Source organism: Segatella buccae ATCC 33574, from assembly GCF_000184945.1.
Lineage (GTDB): Bacteria > Bacteroidota > Bacteroidia > Bacteroidales > Bacteroidaceae > Prevotella > Prevotella buccae.
The window spans coordinates 1,285,893-1,302,668 of record NZ_GL586311.1 but is presented as its reverse complement, the minus strand read 5'-3'; the positions used below and the strand labels follow the sequence as shown (position 1 = coordinate 1,302,668).

10 protein-coding genes and 2 pseudogenes are annotated in these 16,776 nt (G+C 49.7%); 10 read left to right on the top strand and 2 right to left on the bottom strand.

The window, feature by feature from the left end; translation table 11 throughout:
• Positions 1–21: 21 nt before the first annotated feature.
• From HMPREF6485_RS04855 to HMPREF6485_RS04815, 8 genes and pseudogenes are all read left to right on the top strand, one after another.
• Positions 22–1,803, top strand: a complete 1,782-nt coding sequence (locus tag HMPREF6485_RS04855; protein WP_004345096.1) for an SBBP repeat-containing protein — start codon at positions 22–24, stop codon at positions 1,801–1,803.
• Positions 1,804–1,983: 180 nt separating this feature from the next.
• A complete protein-coding gene (locus HMPREF6485_RS04850) occupies positions 1,984–3,759 on the top strand; it encodes a hypothetical protein (protein ID WP_004345093.1) in 1,776 nt (591 codons plus the stop codon).
• A 165-nt stretch (positions 3,760–3,924) separates the two neighbouring features.
• Positions 3,925–6,753 (top strand): M16 family metallopeptidase, encoded by a 2,829-nt coding sequence (locus HMPREF6485_RS04845; protein WP_004345090.1) that lies wholly within the window; start codon positions 3,925–3,927, stop codon positions 6,751–6,753.
• A gap of 830 nt (positions 6,754–7,583) precedes the next feature.
• Positions 7,584–8,435 carry an OmpA family protein gene (locus tag HMPREF6485_RS04840; protein WP_036926663.1) on the top strand — a complete coding sequence of 284 codons (852 nt, stop codon included), beginning with the start codon at positions 7,584–7,586 and terminating at the stop codon, positions 8,433–8,435.
• A gap of 306 nt (positions 8,436–8,741) precedes the next feature.
• Positions 8,742–9,953, top strand: a complete 1,212-nt coding sequence (locus HMPREF6485_RS04835; protein WP_004345083.1) for an NADP-dependent isocitrate dehydrogenase — start codon at positions 8,742–8,744, stop codon at positions 9,951–9,953.
• Positions 9,954–10,125: 172 nt separating this feature from the next.
• A pseudogene (locus tag HMPREF6485_RS14140) lies at positions 10,126–10,869 on the top strand (putative polyvalent protein kinase domain-containing protein).
• A gap of 170 nt (positions 10,870–11,039) precedes the next feature.
• Positions 11,040–13,238, top strand: coding sequence for an alpha-galactosidase (locus HMPREF6485_RS04820; protein WP_004345073.1), 2,199 nt, complete (start codon positions 11,040–11,042; stop codon positions 13,236–13,238).
• Between the two features lie 69 nt (positions 13,239–13,307).
• The gene (locus tag HMPREF6485_RS04815; RefSeq protein ID WP_248622234.1) at positions 13,308–14,039 is read left to right on the top strand and encodes a hypothetical protein; all 732 of its coding nucleotides are present in this window, start codon (positions 13,308–13,310) and stop codon (positions 14,037–14,039) included.
• Positions 14,040–14,304: 265 nt separating this feature from the next.
• Here HMPREF6485_RS04815 and HMPREF6485_RS13965 read toward each other — a convergent pair whose 3' ends face one another.
• Positions 14,305–14,565 (bottom strand): beta-galactosidase small subunit-related protein, encoded by a 261-nt coding sequence (locus HMPREF6485_RS13965; protein ID WP_004341099.1) that lies wholly within the window; start codon positions 14,563–14,565, stop codon positions 14,305–14,307.
• A 20-nt stretch (positions 14,566–14,585) separates the two neighbouring features.
• Positions 14,586–14,747: pseudogene (locus HMPREF6485_RS13960) on the bottom strand (glycoside hydrolase family 2 TIM barrel-domain containing protein); the annotation flags it as partial.
• Between the two features lie 421 nt (positions 14,748–15,168).
• Here HMPREF6485_RS13960 and HMPREF6485_RS04805 point away from each other — a divergent pair.
• Positions 15,169–15,822 (top strand): hypothetical protein, encoded by a 654-nt coding sequence (locus HMPREF6485_RS04805; protein WP_004345070.1) that lies wholly within the window; start codon positions 15,169–15,171, stop codon positions 15,820–15,822.
• 300 nt (positions 15,823–16,122) lie between these two features.
• On the top strand, positions 16,123–16,578 hold the full coding sequence (locus tag HMPREF6485_RS14490; RefSeq protein ID WP_004345068.1) for a DUF1573 domain-containing protein: 456 nt from the start codon (positions 16,123–16,125) through the stop codon (positions 16,576–16,578).
• Positions 16,579–16,776 lie beyond the last annotated feature (198 nt).

The following is a 16,776-nucleotide window of genomic DNA, read 5'->3' as shown; positions in this document are numbered from 1 at the left end:
CACACCAAAAACTCAAAGATTATGATGAGAAAATTACTCCTATCGTTTGTGATGCTGGCAGCTGTGGCTGCAGTCCACGCAGCAGACTTCAAGTATCAGTGGCACCACACCATTTATGGAAAGACCAAATCCGGCAACACCCCCATTTCCGTCATCAAGACAACGGACGGCAACTATGTAGCCTTCAACGCTTTTGGGTCCAACACGCTCACCGGAACCAAACTCTATTTCGACGGCGAACCGCTTAAAGACGCTGAAGGGAAAGAGATTGAAGGTTGTCCGTATAAAGGGACTAATGCAAACACCGGCAACGACAACCTCCTGTTGCAGAAAATGAATCCTGAAACGGGTAAAGTGATTTGGACGGTGTACTCGGATAAGGGCTATCTGTACAACAACAAGTCGGTTTATCCGACCGCTGACGGCGGCTTGGTCTTTGTTGGCGACGTGCGCAATCTTGCCGACAAGACGGAAACTACGCTGCTCAGAATGGTTGGTGCCGACGGCCAAAAGACCGAAGTGAACTACACACCGGCGGGAAACGGGCGCACTTCAGTTGAAGGTGTCATTGCCAAGGTAGACAAAGACGGAAAAGTGGCATGGGCCAAGTTGATAGCCACCACCACGCATCCCACCATCAAGGGCAAAACCTACGGCGAGTATGACATCTATTATAAGGGACTGGCAGTAGACAGCAAGGGCAATATCTATGTATGCGGTAACTACATGTCGGCTGTCACCTTCGTAAAGCGTGACGGCACCCAAGAGACCCATCAAGCCAAGAATACAGCAGCGTGGGACGGAACCATACAGACATCGGCCGGTGACCCGTTTATTGCCAAACTCGACAAGGACGGCTATCTGCTCCAATTCATGACAGAAGACGAAAGCAACGTGAAGTTTGCGACTTTCGACAAGATGGTCATCAAGAACGATGTTATCTATGTGAGCGGACGCTTGCAGGGCGACGGCACTGCCACCATCAAGTTTGGTGACACCACTTTGCAGCCCAACGATTGCTGGAATCTCCTCTACGCTTCCGTGAAGACCGAAGATTTGAGCCTCAACTACATCAAGATGTTGGTCGCAGGGAAGTTCGGCGGCAAGAATTATGCCGTGCAGAATATGAACCTCCAATACTATAACGGCAGCCTTTACATGACCGGTCTGATCACGGGAAGTCTGGCCGACGATGCCACGTCAGAACCTTTTATCGCCACAAAGTCCAGAATGCGCGAAGCCATGATCGTGAAAGTGGATGCCAAAGACGGTACACGACTTGTCGGCGGCATAGACGGACAGTCCATCACTTCAGCCTATGCCGTGATCGAAACGAAGGACCCCATCACCGTTTGGGTTTACGGCTATGCTCTACTTGCTAAGGCCAGACTCAACAAATATACGCTTGAAGAGGGCAAACTATTGAAAGGAACGGAGGAAATTGCGCTCGAAGAAGCCACTATGGGGATGTTGGGAGAACCCCTGATCGACGGTAACGCTTTCGTGTCTATGGCAAGACCACGCTATGACTCCGGCACCATCTTGGGCGCAACGGGGCCTGCGACAACGTTCTTCAACTGGGGCATTGTCCTCACCAAGTACACCTGCGACGACATTCTGCCCGATGAAGACACATCGACAGGCATCAAGGATGTGAATGTGCAGAAAAACAGAGTGGCCAACTGCAACGTTTATACACTTGCGGGCGTGCTCGTCAAGAGGGCCAAGACCATGGCAGAAGCCACCAGCGGTCTGCCTTCCGGGCTCTATATCATTGGCGGCAAGAAGATTGTCGTGAAGTAAACAAAACGTTGCAAGTCACACAAGTCATTTCGGGTTGACGGATCGACGATAGGTGGACTACCTCGCGTATAAGGCGACATGTAGTCCGGCTGCCTGCGATTTGCCAATCCGTTGTGTCCGGAACCGGTAGATTTGCAAAAACAAACATAAATAAATATCAATATTGAAAACCAAAAGGCTATGATGAAAAAACTACTCGCTGCTTTGGTAATACTGGTGACCGTAGCTGCAACCCACGCTGCGGACTTCAAGTATCAGTGGCACCACACCATTTATGGAAAGACCAAGGCCGGCAACACGCCTGTCTCCATCATCAAGACAACGGATGGCAACTATGTGGCATTTACCACTTTCGGTTCCAACACTCTCACCGACACCAAACTCTATTTCGACGGTGAACCGCTTAAAAATGCGGAAGGAAAAGAAGTCGAGGGTTGCCAGTATGTGGGAAATAATGTAAATGCGACAAACAATAATCTCCTGTTGCAGAAATATGATCAGAAAACAGGAGACTTGTTATGGACGGTATATTCCGACAAAGGCTACCTATACAACAACCAGGCCATTCAACCTACGGAGGATGGAGGTCTCATCCTGATATCAGATGTACGTAATTTAGCAGACAGAACTGAAAAGACTTTATTCCGTATGGTTGGTGCTGACGGCGTAAAGACCGAAGTGACTTATACGCCTGATTCCATAAAGCGTACCATCACCGAAGGAGTAATTGCCAAAATAGATAAAAACGGCAAAGTGGAATGGGCAAAGCTCATCGCCACTACCGCGCACCCGATGCAAAAATACTTTGGCGGCTATGCAGCGTTTTATCGGGGATTGGCATTGGATAACAAAGGAAACATCTATATCTGTGGCCACTACATGTCTTCGATGACATTCACCAAACGTGATAAAACGACAGAAACCCATGAGGCAAAAAGCGCGGAAGGCTGGGATGGAACCATCCAAAGCCAGGTCGGTGACCCTTTTATAGCCAAGCTCGACAAAGACGGCTATCTGCTCCAATTCATGACGGAAGATGAAAGTAATCTCAAGTTTGCGTCATTTGACAGGATTGTCATTAAGGAAGGCATCATCTATCTGAGCGGGCGTTTCCAAGGAAACGGAACCGCAACGATCAAGTTTGGTGATACAATTTTACAACCAAACGATTGCGTGAATATCATTTATGCCTCTTTAAATTGCAACGATTTGAGCATGAATTATATCAAGTCGTTTGTGACGGGGAGATTCAACGGAAAATCTTATGGGATACAGAATAAGAATCTTCAGTATTACAACGGAAGCCTTTATCTTACAGGCCTACTGCTGGGGAGTTTAGCCGACAACGCGACCTCTTCTCCTTTTATTGCTGTATCAGACAAATACTATGAAGCGTTGGTCGTGAAAATAGATGCCAAAGATGGTAAACGTCTTGCTGCCGGTATAGACGGAAAGGGCATTACGGGAGCATTCGGTGTTGTGGAGACAAAAGATCCTAAAGCTGTATGGGTCTATGGATATGCTTTGTTTGGCATGTCCAGACTTAATAAGTATACACTCGAAGACAACAAAATGGTAAAGGGTACGGAAGAAGTTACACTTAACAAGGCCCAAATAGGGATGGTTTGTGAACCATTGATAGACGGCACCGGTTTTGTATCTATGGGGAGGGCAAGCAATGATTCAGGCACCATCTTGGGCGCAACGGGGCCTGCGACAACGTTCTTCAGCTGGGGCATCGTCCTCACCAAGCACACCTGCGACGACATTCTGCCCGATGAAGACACATCGACAGGCATCAAGGATGTGAATGTGCAGAAAGACAGAGTGGCCAACTGCAACGTTTATACACTTGCGGGCGTGCTCGTCAAGAGGGCCAAGACCATGGCAGAAGCCACCAGCGGTCTGCCTTCCGGCCTCTATATCATCGGAGGCAAGAAGATTGTCGTGAAGTAAAAACGAAGTAAACAAACCGTTGCAAGTTGGCAGTGGTATCGGGTTGGCGAATTAGAGGTACAGCCGGCAGCCCCGTGCATAGCAGTGCGGGGACCGGTGACCGGCCATTCGCCAACCCGAACGCCTAAATTCCCACAGACTTGCAATTCCTGAAATATATCCTACATGAAGAAAAACTATTCATGGCTGTTGTTCCTGTTGCTATCTCCGCTCGTTGTCTCCGCACAACCGCTGGAGCAGGACGCCTCTTTCCTGACGGGAAAACTGGAGAACGGGCTGACCTATTACATCCGCCACAACGCCAAAGAACCGGGCATCGCCGACTTCTACATCGCCCAGCGGGTAGGCTCCATCCTCGAAGAACCCCGGCAACGCGGACTGGCCCACTTCCTGGAACACATGGCCTTCAACGGCACGACAAACTTCCGGGGCGACGGCAAGTCGCCGGGCATCGTGCCGTGGTGCGAGAGCGTGGGCGTGAAGTTCGGGGCCAATCTCAATGCCTATACGAGTGTCGACCAGACGGTGTATAACATCTCGGCCGTGCCCGTGAGGCGCAAGGCCGTGCTCGACTCGGCCCTGCTCATCCTGCACGACTGGAGCCACAACCTGCTGCTCACCGACAAGGAGATAGACAAGGAGCGCGGCGTGATACACGAAGAGTGGCGCACACGCCGTGCCGGCAAGGCCACACAGCGCATGATGGAACGCGTGCTGCCGGTGGTTTATCGGGGTACAAAATATGAAGACTGCCTGCCCATCGGGTCGATGGACATCGTGGACAATTTCCCCTACAAAGATCTGCGCGACTATTACAAGAAATGGTATCGCCCCGACTTGCAGGCCGTGATCGTGGTGGGCGACATCGATCCGGCCGAGGTGGAGGCGAAAATCAAGCGTCTGTTCGGTTCCATTCCGCGCCCCAAGCACGCTGCGGAGCGCGTCTACTATCCCGTGACCGACAACAGCCGGATGATTGTGGCCACCGACCGCGACAGCGAACAGCCCATCATGCTGGCCAACCTCTACATGAAGCACAATGTCGTGCCCGACGGGGAGAAGAGCAATGTGGGCTATCTGCGAGACAACTACATCGAGTCGCTCATCATCTCGATGCTCAACGCCCGTTTGCAGGAAGTGCAGCAGCAGGCCGTTCCGCCCTTCCTCTCGGCCACAGCCCATGCCGGCCGCTTCCTCGTTTCGCGCACCAAGGATGCTTTCTGGCTCTCTTTCGGCTGCAGACAGGAGAATGTGAAAGGTTCGTTCGATGCCGTGATAGCCGAGAGCGAGCGTGCCCGCCGCTACGGATTCACCGAGGGCGAACTACATCGTGCGCAAGACAGGCAGCTGAAGGTGGCCGAACGCCAATATGCCGAGCGCAACGACCGGCGCAACCGCTACTTCGTGAACAAGGCACTGCAACATTTTCTGTCGGCCGAACCGGTGGTCACGGAGACTTTACAGCTTGAACTCATCAGACAATTCAACCGCACCGTCACGCCGGAACAGGTGAACAGGGCAGCGAAAAGGCTGATTTCAGACAAAAATCAGGTGCTCGTGGTCTATGCACCCGACAAACCGGAGTTCAAACTGCCACCCAACGACACGCTCGAACAGTATGTACTCAACGCGCAAGCCGCAACTTACGCCCCTTACAGCGAGCCGCAACTGGCCGGAAAGCTCATCCCCCGGCTGCCCCAACCGGGGACAATCGTCGGCGAACGGGCCGGCGCATACGGCACAAAAGTGCTGAATCTGAGCAACGGCACCACCGTCTACATCAAGCCAACCGACTTCAGCAAAGACCAGATAACCATGCGCCTTTGGGGCGAAGGCGGCACTTCGCGCTATCCCGACAGCGATGCGCCCAACTTCTCGTTTGTTGCGAGTGCCATCACCGATGCCGGTGTGGGCACCTTCGACAAGAACACGCTGCGCAAGATGCTCTCCTCAAAGATAGCCGGAGTGACCCCCTCCATCGGCGACGACACGCAGCAACTCTCCGGAAAGTCGTCGGTCAAAGACCTGAAAACGATGCTGGAGCTCACCTATCTCTACTTCGCCCACCCCCGGCGAGACACCGTTGCCTTCAACGGGGCGATAGACCGTATGCGCTCTTTCCTGACCAACAGGGAGGCCAACCCGCAGGTGAGTTACAACGACTCACTCGTGGCGATACTCTACGGCAACCATCCGCGCATGCAGCCCACCAAGCGGGAGACGCTTGACCGCGTGTCCTACGATCGCGTGTGGCAGATCTACCGGGAGAGTTTTGCCGACGCTTCCAAGTTCACGATGCTGCTTGTGGGCAACGTAGACATCGACTCCCTGCGCCCCTTGCTCTGCCAATATGTCGCCACACTGCCCTCGAGCAAAAATAACACGGCAACGGCGGAACCGACGAGCAGAAAGAAATATCCCACACCCGACGTGCGCAACGCCGACGAGACGCATATCTTCAAAAAGCGGATGAACACGCCCTCGGCGCTGGTCAACATCTTCTACACCTTCGAAGAGCCCTACACGCCCAAAAGCGACCTTGCACTGGATGTGCTGCAACGGGTGTTACAAACAGCCTATACCGACAGTGTGCGCGAGGAGAAGGGAGGAACGTATGGGGTGAGCGTAGGCTATGCGCTCGAGAAGGACAACCGTCCCACGGCCATGTTGCGCATATCTTTCCGCACCGATCCTGCCAAGTATGAAACCCTGATACCGATAGTCTACCGGCAGGTGGCGCATATTGCCGACCGCGGGCCCAATCCCGTAAGCATGGACAAAGCGAAGAAATATCTGCTGAAGACATACGGGCAGAACATCATTGACAACGGCTATTGGGATTATGTCATCTACCACCGGCTTCAAGACGGCATCGACTTCCACACCGGCTATGAGCAACTGGTGCGCAACCTTACGGCCGGCGATGTGCAACAGATGGCGAAAGACCTTCTCGGCAGCCACCGTCGCATAGAGGTGACCATGCTGAGCGAATAGCCCGAGAGCCTTCCCGTATCCTCTCTCGGCAAACAGGCTCTCCCTCTTTGTCAGTTCGTCAGCAGCAGTAGGGACAGGCATAAAACACTGCCCCTATCGCTGCTGTGGGCTGTCTTTTTAGGGGATGGCGAAAAAGTAATACAAAAGCACTTCATCTGAAAGCCTTCAAATAGATTGGAAAGATGGCTTTAAAAGCCCCGAAAGTCACTCCGCCTTTCCCGTTTGGGCGGAATGATGATGCAAAACGGGCCGACCGAGGATGTCAAACGGCTGTAGTGAGCGCACGAGACGGCCTCTTTCACCTCCTCATTACAGCTGTTTTACAGCCTTTTCGCGGCATACTGAAAGGTCAAGAATATTCAAGTTACTAATAGACAATGCTTTACCCCCTCCTCTAAAATTCTCGTATTTCCGATAAAGGATCTTCCCGGCGGAAATATCGCAAGCACAGAGCGGTTTTTCGGATAATATCTTTGACAAATCTGAAGGAGGACGACAGTCCCTACCCTTAACGGCCATCGACCGCTGCCCTCATTCGCTCAATTCGCCCTATTCGCCGACACCATCCATGTTTTTCGCCGGATGGGCCCAGTCACCACCGCATTGCGAGTTTCATCTTCCGCTGCAATGAACCATCACGAAAAACACTCGTTTTATGTTAAATTCGCCGGGAAAGGCTTTTCAAGCGGTTAAAATAAGCTAAACGAGCTATACTTTTTTTGTTTTTCTCCGTCTTAATCATAACTTTGCAGTCATACTATGTCCTTATAATAAAGGTATATAGGCAGGAAAGAAAAGTATCAATAACTAAAAGACAAAAACCGAATATGATGAAAAGAAACGTGTTAGCTCTCAGTTTGATGGCCGGACTGCTGCTGGTTTCAAGCTGTGCAAGCAAAAAAGAACTGGAGAACTGCCGGTTGGAGAACAGAGAACTCTCGGGCAACTATCAGGATGCCAAGGAGCAGTTGGCCGCTGCCAATGCACGCGTGGCTTCGCTCGAAGACCAGCTCGCCCAGCAGAAGAGGGACTATGCCTCTTTGCAGGAGATGCTCGACAAGAGTCTGGTCAACGCCAACTCCAACAACATCAACATTTCCAAACTCGTGGATCAGATCAACGAGAGCAACCAATACATCCGCCACTTGGTGGAGGTGAAGAGCAAGAGCGACTCACTCAACATGGTGCTCACCAACAATCTGACCCGCTCGCTGAGCAAGGAGGAATTGAAAGAAGTGGATGTGCAGGTGCTGAAAGGTGTAGTCTATATCTCTCTGGCCGACAACATGCTCTACAAGAGTGGCAGCTATGAAATCAACGACCGCGCTGAAGAGACTCTCAGCAAGATTGCCAAAATCATCATGGACTATAAGGACTATGAGGTGCTCATCGAGGGCAACACCGACAATGTGCCTGTAAACACCGACAGTCCGAAGATGAAAAACATCCGCAACAACTGGGATCTCAGTGCCCTTCGTGCCTCTTCGGTGGTGCAGTATCTGCAAAACCGCTATGGCGTAGACCCCAAGCGTCTCACCGCCGGCGGTCGTGGAGAGTATAATCCCGTGGCCACCAACTCCACCGAATTGGGCAAACAGCGCAACCGTCGCACCCAAATCATCATCACGCCAAAGCTTGACCAGTTCATGGATCTGATCGACAAGGCTCCGGAAGACAAGTAGAAGGCGTCCCCTCGGGACTTTTTAGGAGATTCCTTGAGATTTTTTAGGAGTTAAGGAGTGAAAGGGAGTTAAAGGAGTTAAGACAATAGTTTTTCTCTTGCAGTTGTTGTACAACTCAAGCTATGAAGCCGATGTCTTAACTCCTTTAACTCCCTTTCACTCCTTAACTCCTAAAAGTTTTCTCCTTAACTCTTAATCCTTTCCCCCTCCTCCCAGTTTTCTTTTTGAAAGATATTGGCCATTTTTGCTTTAAAAATGGAATCTTTTTGTTAACTTTGTCGGCACAACACCAAAGAAAACATACGTATGGAAAAAATTAAGATGACGACTCCGCTCGTGGAAATGGACGGTGACGAGATGACCCGCATCCTGTGGAAGATGATCAAGGACGAACTGATATTTCCCTTTGTCGAGCTCAAAGCCGAATACTTCGACCTCGGATTACCCAACCGCGACAAGACCGCCGACCAAGTAACCATAGACTCTGCCGAAGCCACCAAGCGACATGGGGTGGCCGTGAAGTGCGCCACCATCACCCCCAATGCCCAGCGCATGGACGAATATAAGCTACACAAGATGTGGAAAAGCCCCAACGGTACCATTCGGAGCATCCTCGACGGTACGGTGTTTCGTGCCCCCATCACCATCCCGAGCATCCGTCCCGTGGTGAAGACATGGGAGAAGCCTATCACCATCGCCCGCCATGCCTACGGCGATGTGTACAAGAATGTAGAGCTGCAAGTCGAAGAACCGGGAGTGGCCAAGCTCGTGTTTGAAGGCCGGAGCGGCGAGCGGCAGGAGGTGGAAATCCATACGTTCGATGGTGGAGGAGTGATTCAGGGTATGCACAACACCGACCGCTCCATCCGCTCCTTTGCCCACAGCTGTTTCAAGTTTGCCGTCGACACCCGGCAAGACCTCTGGTTTGCCACCAAAGACACCATCTCCAAGAAATACGATGCGCGTTTTCGCGAGATCTTCGAGGAAGTTTACGAGAGCGATTACAAAGAGACGTTCTCCCGGTTGGGCATCGAATACTTCTATACGCTCATCGACGACGCCGTGGCCCGCGTCATCCGCTCGAAAGGCGGCTTCATCTGGGCCTGCAAAAACTACGACGGTGACGTGATGAGCGATATGCTCTCCACGGCTTTCGGCAGTCTGGCCATGATGACCTCCGTGCTCGTGAGCCCCGACGGCAAGTATGAATACGAGGCCGCCCACGGCACCGTCACCCGCCACTACTATAAATATCTCAAGGGAGAGGAGACATCCACCAACCCCATGGCAACGATTTTCGCTTGGAGCGGAGCCTTGCGCAAGCGCGGCCAACTCGATGGCAACGAGGCCCTTGTGCAGTTTAGTGACCGTCTGGAAGCCGCCTGCCTCGACACACTCAATGCAGGCATCGCCACGAAAGACCTCGTGGGACTGATGGAAGGCGTGGAAGCCAAAGCGGTGAACTCAGCCGATTTCATTGCCGAGATACGCCGGAGGCTGGAAGAAAAGATGGGGTAAGGGTGTTCAATCTCGCAAATTTGTTTGATTGTACAGATTTGCTTGTCGCGAATGCCGACAAGTGTTTAAGATGATGTTCTTTGATAGTGGCAGGTGTGTATACTGTAAATACGGCATGATGAAAACATCTGCCACTATGGGAACATTTTTTGAAGGGCTAAAGTTATAACCAATGAAAAGGTATGGACGAACAATTATCGATGCTATCTTTAAAAAACGGGCAAAACGCTTTGAAATATGTGCAGAGCTTGAATCAGAATCTCAGGCAGATAGCGACAGAAGCAATATTGGAGTGTTTGAGACTGGGTTATCCGCTGAACAATATGGAAATTACGAGCAAAGCACGGGAGTTGCAGCGCAAGAGGCTGAAAGCAGGTGTCTTGTAAGCGTCGCAAAGGCACACGGGCTGTATGTGCCAAAAGAAAAATGGGCAGTGTTTGGAGAGCGTAAAAAACTGCCTTCCGGTGAAAGCATTGTCTATCTTGATGCAGAAGAGCAGGTGATTACAAAGATTCGTAACCCCTTTGCTAAGGCTGCAATCAAGCATCTCCATGCACAAGATGTCATTTATGAACATCTGATTCATAATATTTTGTTTCCGTCTACACGCTATGAGTTTAGAGGAATCGGTGAGGATGTTGATGGTGTAAGAATCATTCTTGGTCAATAATATCTCACAGACAAGTATATGACTCCAAATCAAAAGGCTATTGATAATTACCTGATGCATGGCCTTGGGTTGGAGTTGGAGAATCGATATTATTACGCAAACGATTATATCGCCATAACAGACGTGTCGGCAGAGGGAGATAATGTGCTGTTTGATGGGGATACACTTTATTTTATCGATCCTATTATCATGTTTAAACAACCTGCAATTTCTGTTTTGAAGTATTATGAGAGTTTGCTGCGTTAAGCTTCAGACAATCTTTCTGCAGGGTAACTGTCATTGTTACTGTTGCTTGATACTTTTTTATCCAATGTTTTGCATAATCTGTTGCAGGCCTGTTTTTTCATCTTGAAAAGTGGCATCAAAAGAAAGAATTTTGTATTTTTGCCTTACAAACTATTACCAACCATATTATCATGAAGCAAAAAATCTTACTTGTCGGTCTGCTTTTGGCTTGTTCGCTCGGTCTTTCCGCCCGAATGGTGAAAGTCGAGACGCAGCACCTCTCTTTGGTGATGAATGCCGAAAACGGCCGGCATCCGCAGTATGTCTACTTCGGATCGCGGCTGGCCGATGCCGACCTGCCCACCTTGCCTGTTCCCACAGGCGGGCGCATGGAGGTCTATCCGGCCTACGGACTCAACACGCCGGCCGAGGCGGCACTGGCCATGCGCCATGCCGACGGCAACCTTTCCACCGACCTTGTGGCCACGGGTGTGGATGTGCAGCAGGAGCGCAATGCCGCTGTCACGACCATTCACTTGAAGGATCCGATGTATCCGATAGTCGTGGATTTGAAATATCGGGCCTACAACGATGTAGACATGATAGAGATGTGGACAGAAATAACCAACCGGGAAAAGGGAAACGTGACACTCACACGCTTTGCCTCGGCCAATCTGCCCATCCGACGGGGCGATGTCCGGGTGAGCCATCTCTCGGGCTCGTGGGCCAACGAGGCCCGTGTGACGGAAGAGGCACTCAAACCGGGCCAGCTTGTGGTGAGCAACAACGACGGCACCCGCAACTCTCACACTGACCATGCCGAGATGATGTTTTCGCTCGACGGCAAAGCGCGGGAGAACAGCGGCGATGTCATTGGGACCGCCCTCTGCTACAGTGGCAACTACCGTCTGCGCGTCATCACCGATGACACGGAGTATCATTACTTCATGGCCGGCATCAACGAGGACAACTCCGAATATCATCTAAAGAAAGGCGAGACCTTCAAGACTCCCGTCCTGGCTCTCACCTACAGCCGGGAGGGACTGAGCGGAGCCTCGCGCAACTTCCACAAATGGGGGCGGAAATATCAGCTGATGCACGGTGAGCAAGAGCGAGACATTCTGCTCAACTCGTGGGAAGGTGTCTATTTCGACATCAACCAGCAGGGCATGGATCGCATGATGGCCGACATCGCCTCTATGGGTGGCGAACTCTTCGTGATGGACGACGGTTGGTTTGGGGACAAATATCCCCGAAAGACCGACAACTCGTCGCTCGGCGACTGGGTGGTGGACAAACAAAAGCTGCCCGACGGCATCGAAGGCCTGCTACGCGATGCCCGCAAGAATGGGGTGAAATTCGGCATCTGGATAGAGCCGGAGATGAGCAACACGGTGAGCGAACTCTACGAGAAGCATCCCGACTGGATCATCAAGGCTCCACGCCGCAACGCTGTGCTCGGGCGAGGTGGTACGCAGGTGGTGCTCGACATGGGCAATCCGAAGGTGCAGGACTTTGTGTTCGGTGTGGTGGACAACCTGATGACGAAGTATCCCGAGATAGCCTATATCAAATGGGATGCCAACATGCCTATCATGAACCACGGTTCGCAATGGCTGCCGATGGCCGACCAGAGCCATCTTTACATCGAATATCACCGTGGGCTGGCCAAGGTGTGCGAGCGCATCCGGCAAAAATACCCCGACTTGGTGATTCAGGCGTGTGCCAGTGGTGGCGGAAGAGCCAACTGGGGAGTGCTCCCTTGGTTTGACGAATTTTGGGTTTCCGACAACACGGATGCCTTGCAGCGCATCTATATGCAGTGGGGAACGAGCTATTTCTTCCCCGCCATCGCCATGGCCAGCCACATTTCGGCCACTCCCAATCACACGGTATTCCGCACCACCTCGCTGAAATACCGCATCGATGTGGCCATGAGCGGCCGTCTGGGCATGGAAATCCAACCCAAAAACATGACCGATGAGGAGAAGGAACAGTGCCGGAAAGCTATCGCCGACTATAAGCGCATTCGGCCCGTGGTGCAGTTTGGCAACATCTATCGCCTCATCTCGCCCTACGACCGGCTCGGACTGGCCTCGATGATGTATGTGGACGATGCCAAAGCCAAGGCTGTGTTCTACTGGTGGAAAACAGAATCGTTCCAAAACGAGCATCTCCCACGCGTGAAGATGGCAGGGCTGCAACCCGACAAGATGTATCGAGTGACGGAGCTCAATCGCATCGACCTCAATCCGCTCTACTGTGAGGGCAAGAGCTACAGTGGCCGTTTCCTCATGGAGCATGGGTTGGAGATGCCCTACCGCAATGGCGTAGAGTGGGGCAAGATGACCGAATGGGCCAGCCGCGTGCTGTTGTTGGAAGCCGAATAGGCTCCGCCCACCTCGCTGCAATAAACCGCACAAAAGCCCGTTATTAAAGAAATGCCAACAAAAAAGAATATGAAGAAAATTACAAGTTTAATGTTGTCGCTCATGGCACTGCTTGCCATGACGGGGTGTTCACAAAAGAGTGCGCTGCAAGAGCAGGTGCAGGCCTTGCAAAATGCCATGCCGCTGAATTTCATGGAAGGGGCACAGGTGTCGGCCATCAGTCTCGACCAGAGTCTCAATCTCACCATCGATGTAGACGAAGATGCGCTGCCCCTGAAGAATATCGAGGCCCAGAAAGGCGAGTTGGGCAAAGCACTCACCACCTTCTTCTATGGCCAGAAAGGAATCCTGAAAGACCTGGCGCAGACCATTGTGGAGAGTAAGACCGGCCTGAAATTCAACTTCAAGGGCCGTACTTCAGGCAAGACCGTTGCCGTAGAGACTGATCCCACTGAGGTGGCATCGCTGCTCGGAGCCGACCCCTCGCCACTCACCGAACTGAAAGAGCGCGTGGCCTTTGCCAACATTGCAGCTCCCGTGGCCCTCGATGACTATAACTCTCTGGGCGTGATGACCATAGATGAAAAACAAATCGTCTTTCCACTCATCATCGATGCCAAATACTACGATCGTAAACTCACTGCAAAAGAAGTAAAAGCCTATATCGAGAAGAACATCCTCATCGACGAAAACGTGGCTGCCTATGTGGAACTGGCCAACAAAGCCGGTCTGTCACAGGTGTGGAACTACCAGTCGTCTGCGGGCGGTACAGTCGTCAGCGTCACCTTCGCGGCCAAATGACACGCCCCTTCCAGCACATTGCCGTGACTTCACCCATGATTTCGGTGGGCTGAAAGTCCGACTCAGAGCTAAAAAAACGCGGCAAGACATATCTTCTCAGATGTCTTGCCGCATTTTTATTTGGGGGCTATTATACTTGTTGACCGGCTTAAACACAACAGTCTCGACAGAAAGACAAATTGACGAAGCAACAGACGTACTTGCAGGTTCGCCTATGTGTAAGAACCGATATGTTGACACTTACCTTCTCTACTCGCCCACCTGTTTACTCGTACACTACAAGACGCAACGTATGTGATCGCTTTTTGTCAATGGCATATTTCTTTAACACACCGGGGCCACAGCTGCTGTTGCCCAATCCCATGACCGCGCAGTCGATGCTAAGGATGGTGTAGTCGGTCTTCGGGAGCTTGAAGTCGTGGTCGGCGTGATAGAGGTCGGAAGCCGAATAGTGGAGGGCGGAGAAACTGAAGGGAGCATCGACAGCCTCCACACGGAGTGTTTTTCCACTCTTGGTTTGGAGCACGACGAGCGAGCAGTCTTCGTGCGTGTCGGGTCAAAAGTATGGAGCCAACCGGCCATTGCAGCGTGGTTCATGCCGTATCCACTCTCGTTGCCAAGGCTCCAGAACACCACCGACGGATGATTCTTGTCGCGTTCGGCCATGCGAATGGCTCGATCCATGAAAGCCGCTGTCCAGTCGGGCGAGAAATAAACGAGTTGACAAATGGACGAGTTGACAAGTTAATGGCCGGTGTTTGTGCATTTCCGTTTGAATGTAAATGATGGAAAGGGTGACATGTAGATACATTAAAAACAAAGAAATAAAGTTTTCTCCGTTTTTCCTGTCATGCTGTCATTTTCCTTATAATGATTTGCAGGACAATTTGTTACGCCTGACAGCAATATGACGGCAATGAAAGGAACGTGACAGGAAGCCGCCGTTTTTTCTCCGTTAGTCTCCAAAGGTGTCAGGCACATTTTTTAACACAAAGGCCGTGTTTTTGTTAAAAGCAACAAATACCCGTAAGATTTTCGTCTTGTTTTTTTGTAATATTGGAAATAATGCGTTATATTTACTTCCGAATCTTAATTAGCGTGAATATAAACAATTAAAAGTTTTTAAACTATGAAACAGTATGTAACGCTATTGTTAGTTGGAACATTTGGTTTGGTAAGTTGCAGTCAAGATTCAATAACCGAAAATGGATTGGATTCTACCGATAAAATTGCAATTAAACTTGATGCGTCTGCTCCCCTTTCTCAAAGTGTATATAACGAGTTAGATGAGCTTTTTAATACCCAAGTTCAGACTCGTGCAGAGTTGGGAGATGATGCTATGGAATTAAGAGCTAAACAAATCCTTGCGCCATTGGTTGAAGAAGGTGTACAGATAAGAGATGAACTTATAGCTCTTTCTGAAGCAGGAAAGTTGGAGGTAAAATCAACAGAACTTATGCAAATTAAAGATATGGATGAGACGCAGTTGGCACAATTTGCTTTCCTAGCGGATGAATGTGCAAAAAGGGAAGATAAAGAAATAAGTTCTGAATATGCAATAGGGAGATATTCAATAGATGATTTAACAAGTTGCATGACTGCTGCAATAGGATTTGACGCATTTTCAGGAGCATTTGGTTATATAACTGGCACAGCCGGTCTAATTACAGCACGAACAGCGCTGCAGTTGGGAGTGGCTGTTGTAGGGAGAACCTTGGGTTGCGTAGGTGTTGCATGGGCCATCTATGATTATGAAAAATGTTTAAGAAGTCGAAGGAGGTAAAATGTATTATAATATCTCGTTTTTGAATATTCTCGCCTTTTTCTTAATTACAATGGCATATTCTTTGGATTCTCAAGCTACCAAATATATTGGCATCATATTGATGTTGGTTGCTTTGATATTTGAATTTTATATGCTATTTAAACGATATTACTTTAAGGTAAAGTACGAGAAATATTTTTGTGTTATTTTCATCATGCTGGATTTGACCTATTTCTTTTTTATAGTCTAAGTAACGAATAAAAAAATGGGGGATAAAACTTATCTCCCATTTTTTTATTAATCCCCCATTGGTTTTAAATGAAAAATCACTATAGATATACTCTCATTATCCTACTCGTGATTTTGCAATCTTTGCATGGATATGCTTTTCATAGCCTCAAAAAGGTGAATGTTAATGCAGTGATTTCGGATAAGATAATGCATCAGAGATATGCAAGTTTTGTTGAATTTAATTCCGTTAATAGCTTTAAGAAGTATTCTAAAAAACGAGGAGTGTTTATCTTTAATATAAGATTAAAAAATAAAAGTAAAGAGCGTTTATATATCAGTGATATTGTAAATCGATGTAGTTGTATTAAGGCTACATTTTCAAAGAATCTAATTGGGTCTAACCAAGAACTGGCTATTATTGTAGAGTATAAACCGTATACAAATAGTGGATATTTTAATAAAAGTATCATGATATTATTTAATGGTGGGAAATACTATTACATTTACTCGTTAAAGGATTTTGAATATGGGAAAAAAACTTAAATGGAATTTGGACGGAATCCCCCTTCTTTATTGCAGTGATGTCTCATTTGTATTTGTCGATTTATGTCCTCTTCTTATCATGCGAAATGCGTTTGAAAAATCGGTCTCAGCCTTGTGAGACTTGGGTACAGACAAGCAACCGATGCAGTAGCATGAAATCTCCAGTCGACCGGTATGGAATTGCGAAAGAGGCTTTGC